This is a genomic window from Myxococcus sp. AB056, from assembly GCF_006547365.1.
GTDB lineage: Bacteria > Myxococcota > Myxococcia > Myxococcales > Myxococcaceae > Myxococcus > Myxococcus virescens.
Map to the genome: position 1 here is coordinate 1 of NZ_VHLB01000088.1, position 21597 is coordinate 21597.

20 protein-coding genes and 1 pseudogene are annotated in these 21597 nt (G+C 67.4%); 12 read left to right on the forward strand and 9 right to left on the reverse strand.

All coding sequences use genetic code 11. The features are described 5' to 3' along the window. From FMP39_RS29335 to FMP39_RS29345, 3 genes are all read left to right on the forward strand, one after another. On the forward strand, positions 1-1819 hold a 1819-nt coding region (locus FMP39_RS29335; protein WP_141593419.1), incomplete at its 5' end, for a DNA translocase FtsK. A 120-nt stretch (positions 1820-1939) separates the two neighbouring features. Then, positions 1940-2224, forward strand: coding sequence for an antibiotic biosynthesis monooxygenase (locus tag FMP39_RS29340; RefSeq protein ID WP_163884327.1), 285 nt, complete (start codon positions 1940-1942; stop codon positions 2222-2224). 6 nt (positions 2225-2230) lie between these two features. Continuing rightward, positions 2231-3532, forward strand: coding sequence for a THUMP domain-containing protein (locus tag FMP39_RS29345; RefSeq protein WP_141593420.1), 1302 nt, complete (start codon positions 2231-2233; stop codon positions 3530-3532). On the opposite strand, the gene plsY is transcribed toward FMP39_RS29345, so the two are convergent. Both plsY and FMP39_RS29355 read right to left on the reverse strand, forming a co-directional pair. Further along, positions 3449-4027: a glycerol-3-phosphate 1-O-acyltransferase PlsY gene (plsY, locus tag FMP39_RS29350; protein WP_090484442.1), complete on the reverse strand. Its 579-nt coding sequence runs from the start codon at positions 4025-4027 to the stop codon at positions 3449-3451. The two genes, FMP39_RS29345 and plsY, sit on opposite strands and share 84 nt — an antisense overlap. Positions 4028-4037: 10 nt before the next feature. Beyond that, entirely contained in the window at positions 4038-4469 is a 432-nt protein-coding gene (locus FMP39_RS29355) for a DUF2752 domain-containing protein (protein ID WP_026113824.1), read from the reverse strand. An 88-nt stretch (positions 4470-4557) separates the two neighbouring features. Between FMP39_RS29355 and FMP39_RS29360 the strand changes: the two genes are divergently transcribed. Together FMP39_RS29360 and FMP39_RS29365 are read left to right on the forward strand one after the other, a co-directional pair. Next, complete coding sequence (locus FMP39_RS29360; protein ID WP_194858607.1) at positions 4558-5118, forward strand: DUF4920 domain-containing protein; 561 nt, start codon at positions 4558-4560, stop codon at positions 5116-5118. A gap of 6 nt (positions 5119-5124) precedes the next feature. Continuing rightward, a complete protein-coding gene (locus FMP39_RS29365) occupies positions 5125-5706 on the forward strand; it encodes a hypothetical protein (RefSeq protein ID WP_141593422.1) in 582 nt (193 codons plus the stop codon). Positions 5707-5828: 122 nt separating this feature from the next. Here the strand turns inward: FMP39_RS29365 and FMP39_RS29370 are convergent, their stop codons facing one another. From FMP39_RS29370 to FMP39_RS29385, 4 genes are all read right to left on the reverse strand, one after another. Continuing rightward, complete coding sequence (locus FMP39_RS29370) at positions 5829-6746, reverse strand: hypothetical protein (RefSeq protein WP_228558435.1); 918 nt, start codon at positions 6744-6746, stop codon at positions 5829-5831. 96 nt (positions 6747-6842) lie between these two features. Beyond that, positions 6843-8387: a radical SAM protein gene (locus tag FMP39_RS29375; RefSeq protein WP_141593423.1), complete on the reverse strand. Its 1545-nt coding sequence runs from the start codon at positions 8385-8387 to the stop codon at positions 6843-6845. A 131-nt stretch (positions 8388-8518) separates the two neighbouring features. Continuing rightward, the gene (locus tag FMP39_RS29380; protein ID WP_141593424.1) at positions 8519-9235 is read right to left on the reverse strand and encodes a hypothetical protein; all 717 of its coding nucleotides are present in this window, start codon (positions 9233-9235) and stop codon (positions 8519-8521) included. A gap of 36 nt (positions 9236-9271) precedes the next feature. After that, entirely contained in the window at positions 9272-12457 is a 3186-nt protein-coding gene (locus FMP39_RS29385; protein ID WP_228558436.1) for a TonB-dependent receptor, read from the reverse strand. 234 nt (positions 12458-12691) lie between these two features. Here FMP39_RS29385 and FMP39_RS29390 point away from each other — a divergent pair, with 234 nt between their 5' ends. From FMP39_RS29390 to FMP39_RS29410, 5 genes are all read left to right on the forward strand, one after another. After that, the gene (locus tag FMP39_RS29390; protein WP_141593426.1) at positions 12692-13447 is read left to right on the forward strand and encodes an energy transducer TonB; all 756 of its coding nucleotides are present in this window, start codon (positions 12692-12694) and stop codon (positions 13445-13447) included. Between the two features lie 71 nt (positions 13448-13518). After that, positions 13519-14202, forward strand: coding sequence for a MotA/TolQ/ExbB proton channel family protein (locus tag FMP39_RS29395; RefSeq protein ID WP_090484460.1), 684 nt, complete (start codon positions 13519-13521; stop codon positions 14200-14202). A gap of 122 nt (positions 14203-14324) precedes the next feature. After that, positions 14325-14741 (forward strand): biopolymer transporter ExbD, encoded by a 417-nt coding sequence (locus FMP39_RS29400; protein ID WP_090484462.1) that lies wholly within the window; start codon positions 14325-14327, stop codon positions 14739-14741. Beyond that, positions 14741-15241: a biopolymer transporter ExbD gene (locus FMP39_RS29405; protein ID WP_141593427.1), complete on the forward strand. Its 501-nt coding sequence runs from the start codon at positions 14741-14743 to the stop codon at positions 15239-15241. The genes FMP39_RS29400 and FMP39_RS29405 overlap by 1 nt, the downstream gene beginning before the upstream one ends. 78 nt (positions 15242-15319) lie before the next feature. Further along, positions 15320-15943, forward strand: coding sequence for a DUF2378 family protein (locus FMP39_RS29410; RefSeq protein WP_090484466.1), 624 nt, complete (start codon positions 15320-15322; stop codon positions 15941-15943). On the opposite strand, the gene FMP39_RS29415 is transcribed toward FMP39_RS29410, so the two are convergent. Then, a complete protein-coding gene (locus tag FMP39_RS29415; protein ID WP_090484468.1) occupies positions 15844-16518 on the reverse strand; it encodes a hypothetical protein in 675 nt (224 codons plus the stop codon). The genes FMP39_RS29410 and FMP39_RS29415 overlap by 100 nt on opposite strands. 197 nt (positions 16519-16715) lie before the next feature. Here FMP39_RS29415 and FMP39_RS29420 point away from each other — a divergent pair. Then, a pseudogene (locus tag FMP39_RS29420) lies at positions 16716-18359 on the forward strand (YifB family Mg chelatase-like AAA ATPase); the annotation flags it as partial. Positions 18360-18377: 18 nt separating this feature from the next. On the opposite strand, the gene FMP39_RS29425 reads toward FMP39_RS29420, so the two are convergent. Beyond that, on the reverse strand, positions 18378-19763 hold the full coding sequence (locus tag FMP39_RS29425) for an NAD(P)/FAD-dependent oxidoreductase (RefSeq protein ID WP_141593429.1): 1386 nt from the start codon (positions 19761-19763) through the stop codon (positions 18378-18380). A 294-nt stretch (positions 19764-20057) separates the two neighbouring features. Between FMP39_RS29425 and recA the strand changes: the two genes are divergently transcribed. After that, complete coding sequence (gene recA, locus FMP39_RS29430; RefSeq protein ID WP_141593430.1) at positions 20058-21086, forward strand: recombinase RecA; 1029 nt, start codon at positions 20058-20060, stop codon at positions 21084-21086. Here the strand turns inward: recA and FMP39_RS29435 are convergent. Then, positions 21083-21592: a DUF1285 domain-containing protein gene (locus tag FMP39_RS29435; RefSeq protein WP_186817702.1), complete on the reverse strand. Its 510-nt coding sequence runs from the start codon at positions 21590-21592 to the stop codon at positions 21083-21085. The two genes, recA and FMP39_RS29435, sit on opposite strands and share 4 nt — an antisense overlap. Between the last annotated feature and the right edge of the window lie 5 nt (positions 21593-21597).

A 21597-nucleotide genomic window follows, 5' to 3' on the forward strand; every position in this document is an offset into this window, starting at 1 on the left:
GGCCGACATCGTCCCCGCGCAGCCGGCCGCGCTGGCGCGCATGCCGCTCATCGTGGAGCCCAAGGCCCCGCCCAAGCCCACCGTCAAGAAGAGCCAGGACCAGTTCGAGTTCGTCGGCGACCGCAAGAGCTTCTCGCTGCCGCCGCTCGACGTGCTCGAGTACGACAAGACGGAGCGCTCCGCGCTGGACAAGGACGTGTACCTGTCCACGGCGGAGAAGCTGCGCGCGAAGCTGGCGGACTTCGGCATCGTCGGCGAGGTGGTGGAGATTCGCCCCGGCCCCGTCGTCACCATGTACGAGTTCCTCCCGGGCCCCGGCATCAAGGTAAGCAAGATTGCCGCGCTCGCGGACGACCTCGCCATGGCCATGGAGGCCATGCGCGTGCGCATCGTCGCGCCCATCCCCGGCAAGGGCGTGGTGGGCATCGAGGTGCCGAACCGGGACCGCGAAACCGTCTACCTCAAGGAGATTGCCGAGCAGGACGCCTTCAACAAGGGCGCCAGCAAGCTGACCATGTGCGTGGGCAAGGACATCGAGGGCATGCCGTACGTCCTCGACCTGGCCAAGGCGCCCCACCTGCTCATCGCCGGCACCACCGGCTCCGGTAAGTCGGTGGCGGTGAACTCCATGATCATGAGCATCCTCCTCAAGGCCACGCCCGAGGAGGTCCGCTTCATCATGGTGGACCCGAAGATGCTGGAGCTCTCCGTCTACGAGGGCATCCCCCACCTGCTGCTGCCGGTGGTGACGGACCCGAAGAAGGCGGCGCTCGCGCTGCGCTGGGCCGTGGAGGAGATGGAGCGCCGCTACCAGATGCTGTCCGAGGCGGGCGTGCGCAACATCGCCGGCTTCAACAAGCTGGTGGAGAGCACCGCGGTGGAGGTGAAGACGACCACCGAGTCCGCGCCGAAGAAGAAGGCGAAGCCGAAGAACGTGCTCGTGCTCGATGGCGAAAGCCCCAAGTCCTCCATGCCCGCGGGCGGCGAGAGCCTGGGCGTCGCCGCCCCTCGGGACGACGAGGACGACATGCTCGACGCGCAGGCGTCCGAGGAAGCCGAGGCTCCGGAGCTGGAAGCCGAGTCCGAGGACACCGAGGCGCTGGAGGCCAGCGAGTCCACCGAGCCGGAGAAGAAGCAGCTCAAGAAGCTGCCCTACATCGTGGTCATCATCGACGAGCTCGCCGACCTGATGATGGTGGCCAGCCGCGAGGTGGAGACCTACGTCGCGCGCCTGGCGCAGATGGCCCGCGCGGCCGGCATCCACCTGATGGTCGCCACGCAGCGCCCGTCCACGGACGTCGTCACCGGCGTCATCAAGGCCAACTTCCCCACGCGCGTCAGCTTCATGCTGCGCTCGAAGCCGGACTCGATGACGATTCTGGGCACGGTCGGTGCGGAGGCCCTGCTGGGCATGGGCGACATGCTCATCATGCCGCCCACCAGCGCGCACCTGCAGCGCGTGCACGGCGCCTTCGTGTCGGAGAACGAAATCAAGAAGGCGGTGGACCACCTCAAGGCCCAGGGCAAGCCCGTCTACGACGACTCCATCCTCAAGCCGCGCGACGAGGACGTGGAAGGTGGCGGCGAGGAGGACGAGCTGTCCGACGAGCTGTACGACCAGGCGCTCGCGACGGTCAGCGAGATGCGGGCCGTCTCCATCTCCATGCTCCAGCGCAAGATGCGCATCGGCTACAACCGCGCGGCCCGCATGATTGAGCGGATGGAGCGCGACGGCGTGGTGGGCGCGGCGGATGGTGCCAAGCCCCGCGAGGTGCTCATCCGGGGCCTCGGCGACATGCCCGGCGCCGGGGCCATGTAAGGCCCACGTGGCCGCCGTCTCCCGGCTGGGATGGGAAGCGGTGGCCCTGGCGGTTCCACTTCACGGGGGCGTCCTGGCTCGGGCCCGGACGCCCTCGCTGTTTTCCACCGAGGCGTGCCCATGATTGTCGCCATCTCCCGCTTCCGGCCGGCCCCCGAGGAAGCGGACCGCCTGGTCGCCCGCTTCCAGGCGCGCACGCGGGCGGTGGACGGATACCCGGGCTTCCTCGGGCTGGAGGTGCTGCGCTCCTTCGAACGGCCGCCGGAGCTGATGCTGGTGACGCGCTGGCGGGACAAGGCCTCCATGCGGGCCTACTTTCAGTCCGAGGACTTCCAGCGGGCGCGGGAGGCGAGCGCCCAGCAGGAGGACGCCACCTTCGCCCTCTACGAGGTGGTGGGCACATGAAACGCGATGCCGGTTCCCAAGCGGCCCGGTGTCGTCTATGGGCGGAATCCCATGGCTGAACGCATTGCCCTTTTCGCCACCGCCGCTCGCGGCACCGAGGACCTCCTGGCCGACGAGCTGAAGGAGCTCGGCGCCCGCCGCATCCGCCAGGACCGCGGCGGTGTCCGCTTCATGGCCACGCTCGACGAGGCGCTCATGGTGGCGCTCTGGTCCCGCATCGCCATGCGCGTGCTCTACCCGCTGGGCGCCTTCGAGGCCCGGGGCGCGGAAGGCCTGTACGAAGCCGCCGCCAGCATCCCCTGGGAGGAGCACCTCACCCCCGAACACACCTTCGCGGTGGATGCCACGCTGAAGGACAGCGAGCACAGCCACTCCGGCTTCGTGGCCCTCAAGGTGAAAGACGCCATCGTCGACCGGATGCGCGACACGAAGGGCGCCCGGCCGGACGTGAATACGAGGGACCCGGACATCCGCGTGGTGGCGCACCTCGCCCGTGAAACGCTGTCCCTCTCCCTGGATTTGTGCGGTGAGCCGCTGCACCGCCGGGGCTACCGCGTGCGCCCCACGCCCGCCCCGCTGAAGGAGACGCTGGCCGCGGCGGTGCTGCGCGCGGCGAACTACACGGGAACGGAGGGCCTGGTGGACCCCATGTGCGGCTCCGGCACGCTGCTCATCGAGGCAGGCCTCATCGCCCGCCGGCGCGCGCCCGGGCTCAACCGGGACTTCGCGGTGGAGCGCTGGCCGGAGCTGGGCGCCCGGGCCCGCGAGCTGCTCGCGGACATGCGCGCGGATGCCCGCCGCAACGAGCGGAAGGTGGAGGTACCGCTGCTCGGCTTCGACAAGGACCCGGAGGCGCTGGAGGCCGCCAGCCGCAACGTGCGCGCCGCACGCCTGACGGAGGAAATCCAACTGGCCGAAGGTGACGCGACCCGGCTGCCGCCGCTGCCGGAGACAGGCGGATTGCTCGTCACCAACCCGCCCTACGGCGACCGGCTCGGCACGGGCGGCCAGAAGGGCATGAAGAGCTTCTACTTCAAGCTCGGCGAGTCGCTGCGCGTGCCGGGCTGGCGCGTGTGGGTCATCTGCGGCAACCCCGGCTTCGAGAGCGCCTTCCATGCGCGCCCCTCCGCGAAGCGGGACCTCTGGAACGGCCCCATCGCCTGCTCGCTGCTGGGCTACCGTCCTCCAGACGGTGGCAGCGCTCGGGGTGACACCGGGGACGGTTCAGAAGCGCCGCTCGGTGCGCCGCGCCAGCCGGCGGATGTTGCCCCGGTGCGTCCACAGCATGAGGGCGAAAAGGAGGGCTGAGAGTCCCGCGTATTCCACGGCCCGCGCGGTGAGCGCCGACGTGCCCACCGCCGTTGCCCCCGCCGCCAGCGAGCCCAGCGAGCTCACGCGCGACACGGCGAAGACGGTGACATACGCCAGCGCGCCCGCCAGCGCGGCCTGGGGCACCAGCACCAGCAGCACGCCCAGCGCGGTGGCCACGCCCTTGCCGCCCTGGAGCTTCAGCCACACCGGGTAGATGTGGCCCAGCACCGCGGCCAGCCCCACCGCCACGTGCACGGTGGGCGCATCTGGCAGCAGACGCACCGCCAGGACCACGGGCAACGCCCCCTTGATGGCATCCAGCAGCAACACCACCGCGCCCAGCTTCTTGCCCGCCACACGCGTGACGTTGGTGGCGCCGATGTTCCCGCTACCGCCCTTGCGCACGTCCACCCCGCGCAGCCACCGCGTCAGCAACACACCGAAGGGAATGGAGCCGGCGAGGTAGCCCAGCAGGACGAGCGCGGAAGTCACGACGCAGAGGCTACAGCAGCAGGTGGGGGAAGCGCGTCTTCACCACCACGTAGGCGTAATTGACCAGGATGATGATGGGCGTCACGACGCCCAGGACGCTCCACTCGCGGGGGGAGAGCTCCACCTGGGGGATGGGCATCGCGAACACCAGGTGCAGCACCATGACCACCGCCGCCAGGGCGAACACGATGGCCGCCACCGTTCCCAGGGGGTTGGCCTCCCAGGCGCCGGCGAAGTTGAGGTGCGATACCCGGTCGGCCACCCGCGTCAGACCGCAGCCGAGGCAGGGCCACCCGGTCTGCTCCCTGAGCACACAGCCCCAGAAGGGGATGATGCGGGCCACCGGGATGTAGCGCGCCACGAGCAGCCCCACCACGCCGGCGAGCCCCATGGCGTCCACGGTGCTGAAACGACGGTTGCGGGGAGGGATGACGACCTTCAAGCGCACCTCCTCAGCGTGTGCGGATGGATGGACTTTAGTACGGGGGTCGCCTTGCCGGAGCAAAGACTTTTGGCTAAGCGGACGGGGTATGAACACGCTCCGCACGTCCCTGATGCTGCTGGTCGCCGTTCCCCTGGTTGCCGTCGCGGGTGACAAGTCGTCCGCCAAGGCGGGCAAGGCCGCCGAGGCCGACTGCCACCACCCGCCCGCCCCGCAGGCGCAGACCGCGCCCAAGGCCGAAGGCGCATCCGATGGCTGGAAGCTCACCCGCGGCGAGCCCCTCAAGGGCGCCAAGGCGGTGAAGCTCGCGGACGTGCTGGCCAGGCCGCAGGCGCACGACGGCAAGACGGTGCTGCTCGAGGGGCAGGTGCGCAAGGCGTGTGAGCGCAAGGGCTGCTGGATGGAGCTGGCGGCGAACGGCCAGGACAAGGGCCCGGGCGTGCGCGTGACGTTCAAGGACTACGGCTTCTTCGTCCCCCTGGACTCCGCGGGCGCGCAGGCGCGTGTGGAAGGCGTGCTGAAGGTGGCTGAGCTGACCGACAGCCGCGCCCAGCACTACGAGTCGGAGGGCGCCATCGTCCCCCGCGGCGCCGATGGCAAGCCGCGTGAGGTGCAGTTGGTGGCCACGGGCGTCGAACTTCGCCGCTGAGACGACATGGCACGAAGCTTCAGCATGCGCGGCGTGCAGAGCGCGGCGGACCGCGCCGTGCAGCACGCCCGAGCATGGATGTTGGAGACGGAGCCGGGCTCGCGCGTGCATGACGTGCAGTTGGACCCGCGCTTCCAGCACCGGGGTGTGGACCTGCTCTGGGAGCTCCCCTCGGGAGAGGTGCGCGGCATCGAGGTGAAGGGCGACCGCAACGCCACCCGCCGCCGCTACTTCTTCGAGCTGGTGTCCAATCTGGAGAAGGACACCCCGGGCTGCTTCCTCTACAGCGGCGCGGACCTGCTGGTGTACGTCTTCCTCTCGCAGGGAGAGCTGCACGTCGTGCCCATGAAGGCGGCGCGCGAGTGGTTCCTTCCCCGGGCGAAGGAGTACCCGCTCAAGCACGCCTTCACCCAGACGGGCGCCATCCGCTACACCACCGTGGGCGCCGTGGTTTCCGTGCGGGACGTGGCGGAAGGTGTCCCCGGCGTGCTTCGCGTTCCGCTGAAGCGCCGGGGCGGCGCGAAGGATGTGGCGGAAGAGGTGCCGCCCACCTCCGAATCTCCTCAGGGACAGGAGACGAACGGCTAGGACGAAGGGGCGGAAGCGCGGCTCGCTGGCGCCCTCTTTCCCGGGCGCGGTGCCACGGACGGGCCCACGCTTCCCACGGGCTGTGACAGGAGGCCACGCAGGCCCCCTGTCACGCACGTACCTCAGCGACCGTGACGGTGACGGCGGTGGCCGGGGTGAATCTTGTCGTGGGCCGCCTCCAGGCGCTCGGAGATGCCCATCAGCTCCAGCAGCGACTCGCGGTCGTTCTGCGCCTTGTAGACGTGCTCCAGGCGGGGAACGAGGTCCAGCGCGAGGTGCAGGTCACCGCCATTCTCCGCCGCCGCGAGCAGCGTGCGGGCCGCCGCCGCCGCCTGACCGTGCGCCTTGATGTGGATGAGGCCGTCCACCGCCAGCAGGCGCGCGATGGGAGAGCGCTCGGTGTCCTCGGTGAGCTTCACCATGTCCTCGGTGGCAGGCCCCAGCTCGCCCTTCGCCGCGCGGACGATGGCGCGCGAGATTCCACGGCGGTCCGGCAGGAGGAACTCCTCCAGGTCCGCGAAGGACTCCGCGTGGCCCACGTGGCCCGACGACGCCAGCGCCTCCGCGAGGCTGTCGAAGATTTCGGCCTGCTTCTCCGTGAAGGGCGCCAGCGCCTCGCGCATGAAGCGCTCCTGCGGCGCCCCCTTCTCGTCGAGCGGCATCTTCGCGCGCACCGCGTTCATCTTCTCGAAGGCGGCGTCCACCGCCGCGTCCTGCCGCCCACCCAACAGGAACGACAGCTGCTGCATCAGGTTCGCCAGCGTGTCAGCCATCTCCATGGGCGCCACGCGGTCCGGAAGCCAGCGGCTCCACAGCTCCACCGCCGCCGCCACCGCGAAGTCCTTGAAGGGGCCGGTGCCCTTCCACTGCGGCCGCCACTGCTGGGCAATGCCCAGCGGGAAGGCCGTCTCCGCCAGCTTGCGGAAGTCGTCCTCGCCCACGGCAATGCCGTAATGGCCGAGCGTCCCGAGCAGGGCCTCCGTCGAGTACTCCTTCAGGCCCTTTTGCTGCCACGACTTGTCCACTCGCTGCGTGCTCACCTGGATCTCCGCTGCCCTGGACGCCGGCCATCGGCGCGCCAAGCGGCCTTCTAGCGGAAGCCGGGGCGGACGTGCACCACCACGTGCAATCCCACGTCAGGCGGCGGACGCCGGGGGCGCGGTCCTCGGCACGGTGGGCCACAGGACGGGGTTGCGCCGACCGTCCTCCACCCGCCGGGCCAGGTACGGCTCGCAGTCCCGGGCGTCGAAGGCCCGCTTCCAGGCCGCGAAGTTCCCTCCGGCCTTCCAGGCATCCATGGCCGCCAGCCCCGCCTCCGGGCCGCACTGGGCCAGCATGTACTCCACCCAGGCCCAGCGCGCGGACGTCGGGCGCACCTCGGCGCGCCCCCGGAGCCCCTTGCGCAGTCGCTCCAGCCGCCCCTCCACCTCGCGAATGCCCATGAAGGGAGCGCCATCCAAGGGCGTGTTGCGCTTGGCCACGAAAGGCGCCACGCCCAGTGCCACCGGGAGGATGCGGGACAGCTCGCTGGTGAAGCGGATGAGCTCGTCGATGTCCACGTCCTCTTCGGTCGGCAGGCCCACGACGTTGTACACCTTGAGCTGCTTCATCCCCGCCGTGCGGGCGAACGTCGCGGCCCGGACAATCTGTTCCTCCGAGTGCTTCCGGTCCACCATGTCCCGCAGGCGCTGTGATGGACCGTCCGCCGCCACCGTGAGGTTGGTGGCCCCTCCCCGCCGGAGCTGATCCACCAGCGCCTGGGTCAGCCGGTCCGCGCGCAGGGAGGACACCCCCACCTCACGGCCGGAATCCACAATCGTCCGGAGCAACTCGACGATGCGCGGATGGTCCGTCACCGCCGCGCCCACCAGCCCCACCCGGCGGGCATGCTCCGGAATCAGGGACAGGATCCGCTCCGGCGGCACCGTGCGCATGCCGCCGTTCGTGGTGCGCCGCATGACACAGTAATGGCAGCCCCGGGAGCAGCCCCGCTCTGGCTCGATGAGGAACATCGAGCGCAGCTCAGTGTGCGGTGTCACGATTTGCGACCGGGCAGGCAGCCGTGAATCCATGGCCTTGGCCACGTGGTACCGCGCTCCGCCCCGCCCGGGCACGCGGAAGCCCGGGATGCGCGCCAGGTGCGCCAGGAGGGCCTCGCGCTCCATGGTCGCCGCGGCCTCCACCAGCAGGTGGATCAAATCCTCCGCCTCGCCCTGGACGAGCACGTCCACGAAGGGCTCCAGCGGATCCGGGTTGGAGAACGTCAACGGCCCCCCACCCACCACGAGCGGGTAGCGGCCATCCTGGCGCTCCTCCGCCAGGAGCGGGATGCCCGTCAGCTCCAACATGGAGAAGAGCCCCGTCAGCTCCAGCTCATACGCCACGGAGAAGGCCAGCATGTCGAAGTCAGCGACAGGGGCCTGGGACTCCCAGGTGAAGAGCGGCGTCCGGGTGCGCTTGAAGGCGTCCACGTCATCCGGGAGGAAGACCCGCTCGGCCGTCGCGCCAGGATGCTCGTGGATTTCACGGTAGATGGCCTGGTAGCCAAGCGAGCTCATGCCCACGTGGTAGGGGCTGGGGTAGCAGAGGGCCACCCGGTAGGGCGCCGCCTTGTGCAGCGTGCCCTGTTCGTCCGCCAGCAAGCTGCGAACGCGCTCGATGAGTGAGTAACGGCCCTCCATGTGCCTCCAGTACAGGTCCAGCCTTTTAAACACCGCGGCCCCGGTCAGCCACTCCCATGTGGGGAGAGACCGCCGGGGCCGAGGTGCGCCACCCAGGTGGGGTGGCGCGGTTCAGCAGACGACTTGTTCGACTACTTGAACGACGGGACCTGGTTCGTCGGGACGCAGCAACCCTCAAGGTCAGGCTGTGCGAAGATGCCGCAGTAGACGCCCATCACGCACGTCGCGTTGAAGTCCGGGTTCAGACCAGAGCCAGGACCGCAGTTCGTCTCAGCGGTGCCAACCTCGGGGTCACAACCGACGGCCGGCCAGAGGGCGTTCATCACGTACTTCGAGGTGCAGCCGTTGTTCGTGTAGGTCAGCTCGCCCGTCATCTGGGTGCCCGGAGCCGAAGGCGCCGAGTACACGCGGACGTTGGAGTACTGGTACACGATCTGGTTCGCCGGGGAGGCCACGTTGACGCGAGCCGCCGGGAAGCTCGGCGCGTTGCAGAAGTCCTCGCCGTCGCGGTCGGTCGCCAGGTCGCCCAGCGCGGTCTGCTCGCTCTGGTCGGTGGTCTCGTCCGCAGTGCCACGGCTCGCCAGGCCCTGAGGGCGGAGCGCGAGCTTCGCGGTACCGTCATCGAGGTTGATGTACCGGTACACACCCACCATCTCCGCGGGCGGAGCGACGGTGTCGCACGCATTGCCAGCGGCATCCCGAGGGGCCTCCACCTGCTCGTACTTCACGGCCCAGTGGGGAGACTCCTGCACGAAGCAACCGACTTCAGGCTGATCGAAGCTGCAACCCGTCAGCAGGCTTCCCGTGCCCAGGAGAACCAACGCAGTTTTCACGATGTTCTTGGTCATGTGACTGATGTTCCGATTTCGTGATTGGGCCTGGGATTAGAACGTGTACCGGATGCCGAAGCGGACCTGACGGGGCGCCTGGTACGAGGTCGGGTTCTTGAAGTTCTTGTTCACGTCGCCGTCGACAGTGCCGAAGGGCTCGTCACGCTGCGCCTCATCCTGGAACTCCACGCGGCCCGGGAGGTTCTCCAGGTCAGCAGGCGTACCACCCGGGATGGGCTTGATGTCGCGCAGGGTGTACGTCTGGTCGACCGTGTTCACGCCCTGGAAGTTGAAGAGGTTGAACACGTCCAGGGTGAACGACACCACGCTGTCCTTGCTGACGCGGTAGTTCACGCCAATGTTGGAGTCGATGGTGTTGATCCACGGCGTACGGCCGCCAGCGCCACGGGGGAGCACGAAGGACTCGTCCTGGAGGTAGGCCCAGTGGCTGCCCCAGTAGTTGATCGGCGTACCCGAGTTACCGCGATAGGAGACACCCACGCTCGCCGACAGGGCGTTCGAGATGTTGAACTCCTTCGCACCGAAGACCTTGATCTGGTGCGTGCGGTCGAACGGCAGCAGACCCGTGCGGTTCTCCAGGAGCTCGATGAGGTCGAAGTCCGAGAGGATGTTCGGGTCGAGCTGGCCCGTCTCAGGACGGAACAGACCGGGGTAGTTACCGTACAGGCGCGACCAGGTGTAGTTGGCCTGGGCGAGCCAGCCGTCGGCGAACGTACGGTTCAGGTAGACGGTGACGTTGTCGTAGTTACGAACCGGCGTCGGGAACTCACCAGCGAAGCCGCTGCCAGGGTTACCGAGGAAGTACGTGTTGCCGTCGTCGCGGCTCATGTCCTCGATGACCGAGTTCATGTCCTTGTGCGTGTAGCTCGCACCCAGGCGGGTGTTCGCCAGCACTTCGTACTCGGCGCCGACCACGATTTCGTCGGACGACTGGGCCTTGAGGTCCGGGTCGACCGGCGTGCCGGCTGCCGTGCCGCCCGTGTAGAAGCGGTTCACGTTGCGGCTGCTCTCCGGGATCGCGAGCAGATTGCCGTCACCGGCGCAGGTGGCCTGCTGGCTCTCGAAGCTGGACGGGTCGCACGAGGTCGCCGTGCCCTGGCCGGGCTCCGCGAGCGAGCGACGCGCGCTGATGCGGTTCTCACCCGGGAACGCGCGGTCCATCAGGTTGAGCGGAACCTGCTCGTAGTAGCGAGCGAAGTTCACGAACACCTTCGCGCGGCCGTTGGCGAACGGGTCGACGATGGCGCCGATACGCGGCGACCACTGATTGCCGAGCAGCAGCGAGAGGTCGCCGTTGCCGCCGTAGAGCGCCTGCACGTCGTACCGGACGCCCAGGTTCAGGGTCACGCGGTTCGCGATGGACCAGGAGTCCTGGAGGAAGCCACCGACCGTGGTGCTGGTCGTCTTGGCGACCTGGGTGAGCTGCGTGACCGCGGAGTCCGGTCCCGTCTGGTAGCCGTAGCGACGGGCGTCGCTCAGCGCCGGGCCCTGGGCCGCAGTCCAACCCGACGTGGCCTCCTGGTAGTACACGCCGCCGCCGTACGCCTTCACCCGGTCGAACGACAGCAACTCGACGTCCACGCCAGCCTTGAACACGTGGGTGCCCAGCGCGTTCAGCAGGTAGGTGGCCTTCGCGTTGGCCTGGTAGCGATCCAGCGTCTGGTCGCTCATGAAGGCAGGGCCGCCCACCGCGTAGCCCGTCACCGGGCAGCGGATCAGCTGCTCTTCGGGCGTGCTGCCGCAGGCACCCTCCTGCCCGGCGGGCAGGGACTCGAACAGGGTCAGCGGGCGCGGGTTGGTGTACACCATCCGCGAGTAGCCAGCCAGGCCCGTGCGATCGCCCAGGTTGCTGCCGTCACCCGGCAGGGTGGAGGCGGTCTGGTGGAACCAGCCGAGGTTCGCATCAACGAGGACCTTCTTGTCCGCGAAGGCACCGGCGTACTTCAGGGCCATCGACGTCGTGTTGGCCTTCGTCTCCGTGAGACCGAAGTCACCCGGACGGGAAGCCAGCACGCCCGGCAGGCCTCCCGACTGGGGATTGACGCTCAGCTTCCCAAGGCCACCCGTCGAGGTCGGCGTGCCGTTCAGGGCGAACGACACGTTGTGGTCCTGGTTGATGAGGTACGTCAACTTACCCATGTACTGAATGGTACGGGAGTCGGCGTAGTAGTTCGTAGCGGAGCCGGGGATCGGATCCACGACCGAGAAGTCGGTCTCATCCCGGATGGGGTTGCCCGCGTCATCGACGCGCAGCGCGTTGAGCGTGCGGGTGTGCTGGTAGCGGGTGAACGACGGCGCGAAGCCGGCGAAGAACCACAGCTTGTCCTTGAGGATCGGACCACCGAGGGTGGCGCCGAAGTCGCCCAGGTTCTGCAGCTGGTTCTGGCCGGTGATGACCGTGCCCTCTTCACGAATCTGCTTGCGGGTACCCTCGAGGGTGCCCGGCGTCCAGTTCGCGAACACGGAGCCGTGGAACTCGTTGGAGCCCGACCGGGTGACCGCGTTGATGACGCCGCCGGTGGACCGGCCGAACTCCGGCATGTAACCGCCGGTGATGATGTTCACGTCCTGCACGAACTCGATGCTCAACGGGCTGGCGTTCACGCCGAAGGCCGGGTCGTTCGTGGACAGGCCGTCCACCACGTAGCCGTTCTCAGGCGAGGTCGAGCCGTTGATGGACACGCCGTAGTTGTCGTTCTGGGCGCCAGGCGCGAGCTCGGCCAGGGACTCGAAGGAGCGGGTCGCGCCGCCCTTACCACCCGGACGCGCAACGGCGATGCGCTTGATGAACTCCTGATCGACGTTCACGCCCATCGTCGTGGAGCCCACGTCGATGGTCGGGGGCGCGCCGACGATCTCCACCACCTCACCGAGCGCCTCGGGGAGCAGCTCCACGTTGACGCGGATGGTGCGGTTGAGGCGCAGCTGGATGGCAGAGCGCGCGTACGGCTTGAACTGCTCCTTCTCGAACCGCAGGGTATAGTCGCCGGGGGGCAACTGGGGGATGCGGTAGTTACCCTGCGCGTCGGTGACGACCGTCTGCTCACCCTGAAGGTTGGGCGAGGTGGCGGTCACAACGACGTCAGCGGCAGGCTGCCGACTCTGAGCGTCGATCACAGTACCGATGATCGTGCTCGACTGTGCGAAAGCCGCGGATCCGTACAGCAGACCTGCGGCGACAACAACTCCGGTTTCCCGGAGCACTCGGTTCAAGTGCATACCAGACCCCTCCAAGGTGGGCTGCAAGTGAAAATGACCCGGGAAAATATCCGAGGTCGAGCAGTTGTCAATAGACCGTTGCTTTTTGGTAACCAGTGGGGCAATTGCGCGATCACGCCCCGTCCGTCGACCGTGCTTGCTTGAACCTGGAACGCGTTTCTGTATGGTAGCGCGCCCTTTCATCCGGGCGGAGCGTCGCCAATGGGTGTCCACTGGTGAAGAGGAGTCTAGTGCATGTTCGATTCAGTCCTTGACCGTGGTCAGGGGCCCAAGTCGCGATTCGGCGTCGGGGCTACTGTCTCGGTTATCCTCCATGTGGCGCTGTTCGGCCTCTCCATCTGGCTGTCGACGCGACCGCCCGTCGAGGAGGAGAAGGAGATTGAGGTCACGCTGAAGGCGACCATGGCACCGCCTCCGCCGCCCCCTCCTCCTCCACCGCCTCCTGCCTCTTCGAGCAAGCCGAAGACGCAGCCGAAGAAGCCCAAGAAGCCGGACGCCATCGTCCAGCCGAAGGAGATTCCGAAGGAGGTCCCGAAGGAAGTGGAGCCCTCCGAAGAGCCTCCTTCTGAAGAAGAAGAGGCGAGCGAAGAAGCCGTCGAGGGCGGCGTGGAAGGTGGCGTGGTCGGCGGCGTCGTCGGTGGTGTCGTCGGTGGTGTGATTGGCGGCGTGGTCGGCGGCCAGCTTGGCGGGACGGGAACCGACGTGCTTCCGTTCGGTGCGGGCATGACGCGGCCGGAGAAGCTGTCCGGTCCTCAGCCCGAGTACTCTCGTGAGGCGCTCGAGGCTCGCGTCCAGGGAACGATGATTGTGAAGTGCATCGTCACCGTGGAAGGTCGAGTGGAGAACTGCCGGATCATCAAGCCCCTGCCCCACATGGACCGGGCCGTCCTGGACGCGCTGGCGTCGTCGCGCTACAAGCCGGTCACGTTCCAGGGCCGTCCTGTGCAGGTGGACTACACCTTCACCCTGAACTTCAAGCTGCCGCGCTGAGTCCGGGCGCGTCGTCTCGAGGCGTATTGCTGACTACCCCGCGCTCGTGAGGAGGAGCGCTCAACCCAACCATGCAATTCACTCTCGCAGAAATCTGGGATCACACGGGCCTCTTCGCCCGCATGATCATCTTCACCCTGGGCATCATGTCTATCGCCTCGCTGGTCGTGTTGGCGGAGCGCATGATCGTCTTCCGCAAGACCCGGTCTGACAGCCGCAACTTCGCCGCGAAGATGGGTGCCATCCTGGCCAAAGGCGACCTGAACACGGCCGCCAACACCAACCTGGGCAAGGATGTGGGCCACCTGGGCCGGGTGATCAACTCCGGACTGACGGCGTACCGGATCAGCCCGAACAACAAGGACGTGGCGGTGGAGTCGGTGGCGCGCGCGCTGGAGCGTCAGGCGCAGCGTGAGGTCCAGAGCATGAAGCGCGGTCTGGGTCTGCTGGCCACGGTCGGCTCCACGGCGCCGTTCGTCGGTCTGCTCGGCACCACGATGGGTATCGTCAACGCCTTCCAGCTGATGGCGCAGGCGGGCTCCGGTGGTCTCGGCACCATCTCCGCCGGTATCGCCGAGGCGCTCATCACCACGGCCTTCGGTCTGCTCGTGGCCATCCCCGCGGTGATGGCGTACAACTTCCTGCAGGGCTGGGTGGACGCGCGCTCGGTGGATATCTCCGAGTCGTCCAACGAGTTCCTGGACGTGGTTGCGCGCCACCTGGGTGGTGGCGCGCACTCCTCGAACGCCGCCTGAGCTGTCCCGGGCGAGTCGGGGACGACCCGATGCCCTTCACGGTGACCCTGTCTCCAGCTCTTCTTCGGGGCGCTGGAGGCCCACCGTGAAGGCGGGCACCTTACCAGGAAACAGGTAAAGACATGGGAATGTCAGCAGGCCCCAAGGGGAGCGTCAAGAGCGACATCAACGTCACGCCGCTGGTCGACGTGGTGCTGGTACTCCTCATCATCTTCATGGTCGTCACCCCGATGCTCCAGCGTGGCAAGTCCGTGGAGCTCCCGAAGGCCACCGAGATCGAGAAGGAAGGAAAAGGGAAGGAATCCGACCCGCTCATCCTCTCCATCACCCCGGACAAGAAGGTGTTCGTGGAGAACGACCAGGTGGATGAGAAAGGGCTCCAGGAGAAGCTCACCGAGGAGATGTTGAAGGATCCAGGCAAGAAGATCCTGCTCAAGGGCGACAACGCGCTCAGCGTTGGTGACGTGCGCAAGGTGCTGGACGTGGCCCGCAAGTCCAAGGCCAAGCAGATCTCCCTGGGCGTCGAGGAGAAGAAGTAATGGCCGGCCGCAAGCAACGACAGTGGGTCAAGCCCCAGGCGCAGCCGAACTCGGAGATCAACGTCACGCCGCTGGTCGACGTGGTGCTGGTGCTCCTCATCATCTTCATGGTCGTCACGCCGCTCCTCGAGAAGGACATCGTGGTGCGCGTGCCGGACACCGAGGTCGAACAGGAGCCGACGCCTCCCGACCCGGACGACCAGCAGTTGGTGGTGCAGCTCGACAAGGACGGTGGCTACTCCATCAACACGGAGAAGATTGCCCCCGCCGACTACGTGACGCGGCTCAAGCGCATGCTGGCGGCCAAGAAGGCGGACGACAAAGTCGTCTTCTTCATGGCGGATGACGCCACCAACTACGGGCGGCTCATCACCGCGCTGGACGGCGCGAAGGCCGCTGGTGCGAAAGTGCTGGGCATGGCCACGGAGCTGCCACAGAACGCCATCATCCAGGGCACGTCGGTCGATACGCCGGCCCCGCACCCCGCACCCACGCCCTGAGACTCCTCTTCCGGAACCTACGCTCCGGGTGGGTACGTGGTTCACATCGAGAAGCTCGTCGGCTAGAGTTCACTCCTCATGGCCGACGAGCTTCTCATTTTTGAGCAGACCATCGAAGCCCTGTTCCTGCGGGCACTGCACGGGCGCCTGACGCCTGAGTGCAAGGCACGCCTGCGGCAGGCAGGGCTCGATGTGGAGCAGAAGCTCCGGCCAGCCTATACCTTCGACGCATGGATGACGTTCCTTCGCATCACGTCGGAGGAACTCTTTCCCCAACTCCCGCTCGAGCAGGGCACCTGGAAGCTGGGAGAGGCCTATATCGAAGGCTTCCGCGAGACGATGCTGGGACGCGCCGTCCTCTCATTGCTTCGCGTGCTGGGGCCCCGCAGGACGCTGATGCGGGCCACGCAGAACTTCCGGGCTGGCAACAACTACACGGAATCCAAGCTGCGTGAGCTGGGGCCCACCCAGTTCGAGCTCTGGATGAACGAAGTAGGCCCCTACCCTGCCTTCACCGCGGGCATCATCCACGCGGGGCTGCGGGTGGCCGGTGCGCAGGACATCGTCATCGAGATGTCCGGCTACGACGGCCACGCCTGCGTCTACCGAATCAACTGGAACGAGGCCTCGGTCTCTTCCGGCGTGGCGGGCAGCGGAGACTCCAAGGCCGCCAGGAGGTCGGGGTCCATCAGCTCCCTGTAGATGAACTCCGCCAGCAGGCCCGTCACCATCCAGATGGGCAGGATGTAGAGCGAAGTCATCTGCCAGAGAATGGCGCCGGTATCCGCGTAGTACCAGATGCGGTATCCCGTGAGCCGCTCCAGCATGACTCCGGAGAAGCCTTCAAAGAGCAGGATGACCACGCCGTACACAGCGGCTCGCAAGCCCGTGTGCTGGTACAGCATCCAGCGGTAGAGCGGCTCGATGAAAAAGAAGCACGCCACGCCGTAGATGACAAACATCCACAGCGAGCACTGTCCATACGCCGTGGAGATGGGCGTATCCCAGATGGCGTTGAGCCCCAACCGGTCGTCCACACGCCATTGGAAGCGGAAGAGCGCCTCCAGCAACGGCACGTGCTGGGCGATGCGCACCAGGTTGTAGAAGAAGATTTCGGCGCTGAGCCCCACCATGCCGTAGAGGCAGAAGCGGAACACGCCAAACGCCACCTTCATCCGTTGGCCACGCTTGATGTCCGCCCGGCGGATACGAACCTGCCGGCGCTGCTGAACGACCCCCGATTCCACTGCGGCCTTTGCCCCCATAGCGTCCCCCAAGGTGGGTGAAACGCTACCGGACTCGTCAGGGCATGGCTAGCCCTGGCTTCACAAATACCACGAGGCTGAAACTCAAGCTCCCGAGGCTGGGATGGGCATCCGTCGGCGCGGATTGGCGAGCGCGGGCCTACGCCTGGGGTGGGCCCCGGTACGTGCATTGCTCAAGGACTTCGCGCTGCACGGCGAGAGGACGGGACATGTTGGCGAGGGTGCGGTCGGGGGCGTTGATGGGTATCGACGTGGTGGTGGTGGAGTGTGAGGTCGACATGGCGCTCGGCCTCCCCTACTTCAACGTCGTGGGGCAGGCGGAGGGCGCGGTCCGGGAATCGAAGGTCCGCGTCATCTCCGCGCTGAAGAACACGGGCTTCGAGCTTCCCCAGAAGCGAATCACCGTGAATCTGGCGCCCGCGGACTTGAAGAAGGAAGGCGCGGCGTTCGAGCTGCCGATTGCATTGGGCGTCCTAGCGGCGGCGAAACTGATGGATGAAGCCCCGCTGGAACGGCTTCTCTTCGGAGGCGAGCTGTCCCTGGACGGCACGCTCCGCCCCATCAAAGGAGTGCTTCCGTTGGCGGTGGCGGCGCTCAACGGCGGCTTCGAAGGCGTCATGGTGCCCTGGGCCAATGCCGCGGAGGCCGCGCTCGTCGAAGAACTGCGCGTCTTTCCCGTGAAGACCCTGCGGGAGGCGGTCAACCACCTGACGGGGGCCTGCAGCATCACGCCGTACACGCGGCAACGTGAACCCAGTCTTCTGGCGCCCACGGGACAGGCGCCTGACATGTCCGATGTCCGCGGGCAGGCCGACCTGAAGCTCGCCCTCGAAATCGCCGCGGCGGGGGGCCACAACGTCTTGATGTCCGGGCCACCGGGCTCGGGGAAGACGATGCTGGCGCGGCGCCTGCCCGGCATCCTTCCGGAGATGACGTTCACCGAGGCCATGGAGGTGACGAAGGTCTACTCGGTGCTGGGCTTGCTGGGCGAAGGCCACGCGTTGATGCGCGAGCGCCCGTTCCGCGCGCCCCACCACACCCTCTCCGACGCGGGCCTGGTTGGCGGCGGCCTCTCGGCGAGGCCTGGCGAACTCTCGTTGGCGCACAACGGCGTGCTCTTCCTCGACGAGCTTCCAGAGTTCCGGAGGAACGTGCTGGAGGTTCTGCGCCAGCCCATGGAGGAAGGCGTCATCCACCTGGCACGCGCCAACCAGAACATCACCTATCCCTGCCGGGTCATGTTGGTGGCCGCGATGAACCCCTGCCCCTGCGGCTACTACAACGTTCCCAGCCGCTCCTGCACTTGCGGCGAGCAGCGCGTCTTCGACTACATGACGCGCGTAAGCGGGCCCCTGTTGGACCGCATCGACATCAGCCTGCAGACGCGCCCGGTGGAGTATCACCACATGGCCCGCTCGACGGTCCAAGAGCCCTCGAGCCGCTACTACCGCGAGCGGGCCCAGGTCGCGCGCGAGCGTCAACGCGTCCGCTATCGCGATGAGCCGGGAATCCACTGCAACGCGCAGCTTCCCTCGCACCTGCTGCGCCGGTACTGCGCCATGAGCGAACGGGCCGAGCACATGCTGCAGCAAGCAGTGCGGATGTTCGGCCTGTCCGCGCGAGCCCATGACCGCATCATGAAACTGGCGCTGACACGGGCGGACCTCGAGGGACGCGACCGCATCGAGCAGACCGACATGCAGCTCGCCATCAACTGCCGCATGCTGGACCGGCGAGGGGCGATGCAAGGCAAGCTTCACGGAGCCCGCCCTGCCCCTCCGTCCGAGGACGCCGCCTGGCGGAACACCGGGGGGCCCTCCGGCAGGGCCAGCCCGCTGGAGGACCTGGATGGCTGAGGGCCATCGCGAGCGTCAGTGCGTCCCGGTCGTCGCGGGCTCCACGTGAGACGCCGCCGTCTGGAAGCGGGGCTCCGGGATGGACGGTGTCTGCCCACCCTCCGGCAAGGCGTGGGTGGGCTGGAGCCGGTCCAGGCGAGGCGAAGGGCCGGTGATGATGCGCGCCGACTTGCCAAACGTCAGGTACGAGTAGGCCCAGTTGAGCAGCACCGCCAGCCTGCTACGGAAGCCGATGAGGAAGGTGATGTGGATGAGCAGCCAGGCCATCCAGGCACCGAAGCCCGCCTGCTTGAAGCTGCGGAAGGCAATGCCCACCGCGTGGCCTCGGCCAATCACCGCATAGGAGCCGCGGTCCCAGTACGAGAAGGGCGTCATCGGCTTGCCCTGCAACTGGCGGCGGATGTTGTGGGCGGCGTGCTTGCCTTCCTGCATGGCCACAGGAGCAAGGCCTGGCACCGGCTTGCCCTCCGCATCCTTGAGCACGGACAGGTCACCGACGACGAAGACATCGTCGTGGCCCGGCACGGTCAGCTCAGGAGTGACGAGCACGCGCCCGGACCGGTCGAGTTCGACGCCCAGCGACTTCGCCACCGGCGATGCCGCCACGCCCGCGGCCCACAATACCGTCCTCGCGGGGATGAACTCCTGCCCGATGAAGACCCCCTGCTCGGTGATGTTGGTGACCCGAGCTCCCGTACGGACCTCCACCCCCAGCTTCTCGAGTGTTCGGCAGGCCTTCTGTGACAGGTCATCTGGATAGACGGGCAGGACCTTGTCCACGCCCTCGATGAGGATGATGCGCGCGTCCCGCGGATCGAAGTTCCTGAAGTCGCCATGAAGCGAATGCCGGCTGATTTCCGCCAACGAGCCCGCGAGTTCCACCCCTGTGGGTCCGGCGCCGATGATGACGAAGTTGAGTAACGAGCGGCGAATCTCCGGGTCCGTCTCCCGCTCCGCCAGCTCGAAGGCCACCAGGATCCGCCGGCGAATCGCCAGCGCGTCCTCGATGGACTTCAGGCCGGGGGCGAACTGAGCCCAGGCGTCATTGCCGAAGTAGGAGTGTGTGGCCCCCGTAGCGATGACGAGGTAGTCGTAGTTCAGCTCTCCGTCGGAGAGCAGCACGCGCTTGCCAGCCGTATCCACGCCCGTCACTTCCGCCAGCACCACCGCCACCTGATGGTGCCCCAGCACCGCCCGGAGCGGCGCCGCAATCTCGCTGGGACTCAGCGTCGCCGTGGCGACCTGGTAGAGCAGAGGCTGGAACAGGTGGTGATTCTGCCGGTCCACCATCGTGACGCGCACGGGTGCCTTGTAGAGATGGCGGGCGGCGTAGAGGCCGGCAAAACCACCGCCGAGGATGACCACGTGGGGCAGGTCTTCGCGCTTTGATTTCGGGCTCACGCAGGGAAGGTCATACCCGTCCAGCCCATCTTCAACGCAAAGCGCCATGCGCCATGCCGCCAAGCATGGGCTCCCATGCTTGTTTCTCATCCGACTGTCGGAGTGGCACGCGCACACTCCGCACTTCTGGACACACAGCCACGTACCCGGACACCTGCACTCCCGCCCCTCAGCGGGAGGAGCGGGCGGCACAGGTGTTGCTCATCTGCCTGTCCGCCGCGCTGGCGGCGCCATGACGGCGTCCTTGGAGGCGGCACCCAACACAGCAAGGGCGGCGAGGGAGTGACAGACGCGATGAGCAAGCTGGCGGAGAAGCTGAAGGCGGTGGCGGCGGCGGTAGCGAGCATCGAGAAGCAGTTCGGACGAGGCTCGGTGATGACGTTGGGCGGGGAAGCACGCGAACAGAAGGTCGCCGTCATCCCCTCCGGCTCGGTGGGAGTGGACCGCGCGCTGGGCGTGGGCGGCTATCCCCGGGGCCGTGTGGTGGAGGTCTTCGGGAACGAGTCCTCGGGCAAGACGACGCTCACCCTGCATGCGATTGCACAGGTCCAGGCGGCGGGTGGCGTGGCGGCCTTCATCGACGCGGAGCACGCGCTGGATGTGTCCTACGCGCGAAAGCTGGGCGTCCGTGTGGAGGAGTTGCTCGTATCGCAACCCGACACCGGCGAACAGGCGCTGGAAATCACGGAGCACCTGGTGCGCTCCGGCGCGGTGGACCTCATCGTCGTCGACTCGGTGGCGGCCCTGGTGCCACGGGCCGAAATCGAGGGCGAGATGGGGGACGCGCACATGGGCGTCCAGGCGAGGCTGATGAGTCAGGCGCTGCGCAAGCTGACGGGCGCGGTGAGCCGCTCAGGCACCTGCATCATCTTCATCAACCAGATTCGGATGAAGATTGGCGTGATGTTCGGCAATCCGGAAACCACCACGGGTGGCAATGCGCTGAAGTTCTACGCATCCGTGCGGATGGAGATTCGCCGCACGGGCAACATCAAGGACGGTGATGCCGTCGTGGGCTCGAAGGCGCGCGTGAAGGTGGTGAAGAACAAGGTCGCCCCGCCCTTCCAGGAAGCGGAGTTCGACCTCATGTACGGCAGCGGCATCCACCGCGTGGGGGAAGTGCTCGACCTCGGCGTGGCCACGGGCCTCATCGAGAAGTCGGGGAGCCACTTCAGCCTGCGCGGAGAGCGCATCGGCCAGGGCCGGGAGCGCGCCGCCGAGTGGCTGCGCGAACATCCCGACGTGCTGGAAGCGCTGGGCAAGGAGATTACGGGGACTTCCGCCCTGCCCTCCTCGCCCGCGCCGGTGGAGGCCGCGGCCTAGACGGAGGACGCCAACGCGTCCAGCTCGACCGGGACGGCGAGCTTGCGCTGACCGACATTCAGCACGAGCCCGCCGTCGGGCCCTTCCTCCAGGAGCTGTCCGAGTTGGTACTGCGCGTCGCGCGAGAGGCGCGCCTGGGCCCGCCCCTGCTTCACTCGGCAGGACAACACGCCGTCCGCGTCCAGATGCAGGCTGGCGACGTCCAGCGCCTCGGCGGTGCGGTCGCTCAGGCGCACGGACACCCGCTCATCGGGGGTGACGTCCACTGTCCGGACCTCGTAGGCGGCGCCTTCCACCTGGATGAAGCACCAGTCGTTGCCAATGCGGAGCTGGTAGCGGTCCGCGTCATCCAGCACGAGCGAGGCGTTGAAGAGCTCGATGATCTTGGGATGGAGGATGGGCTCGTCGTCGTGCCACCAGCGCATCCTGGCGTCGAGGCGGATGCCGCTGTCCTCACGGGTGTGCCAGCGCTTGCCGGGAGGCGGCTGTCCAGTGGGTGGTTGCATGACGT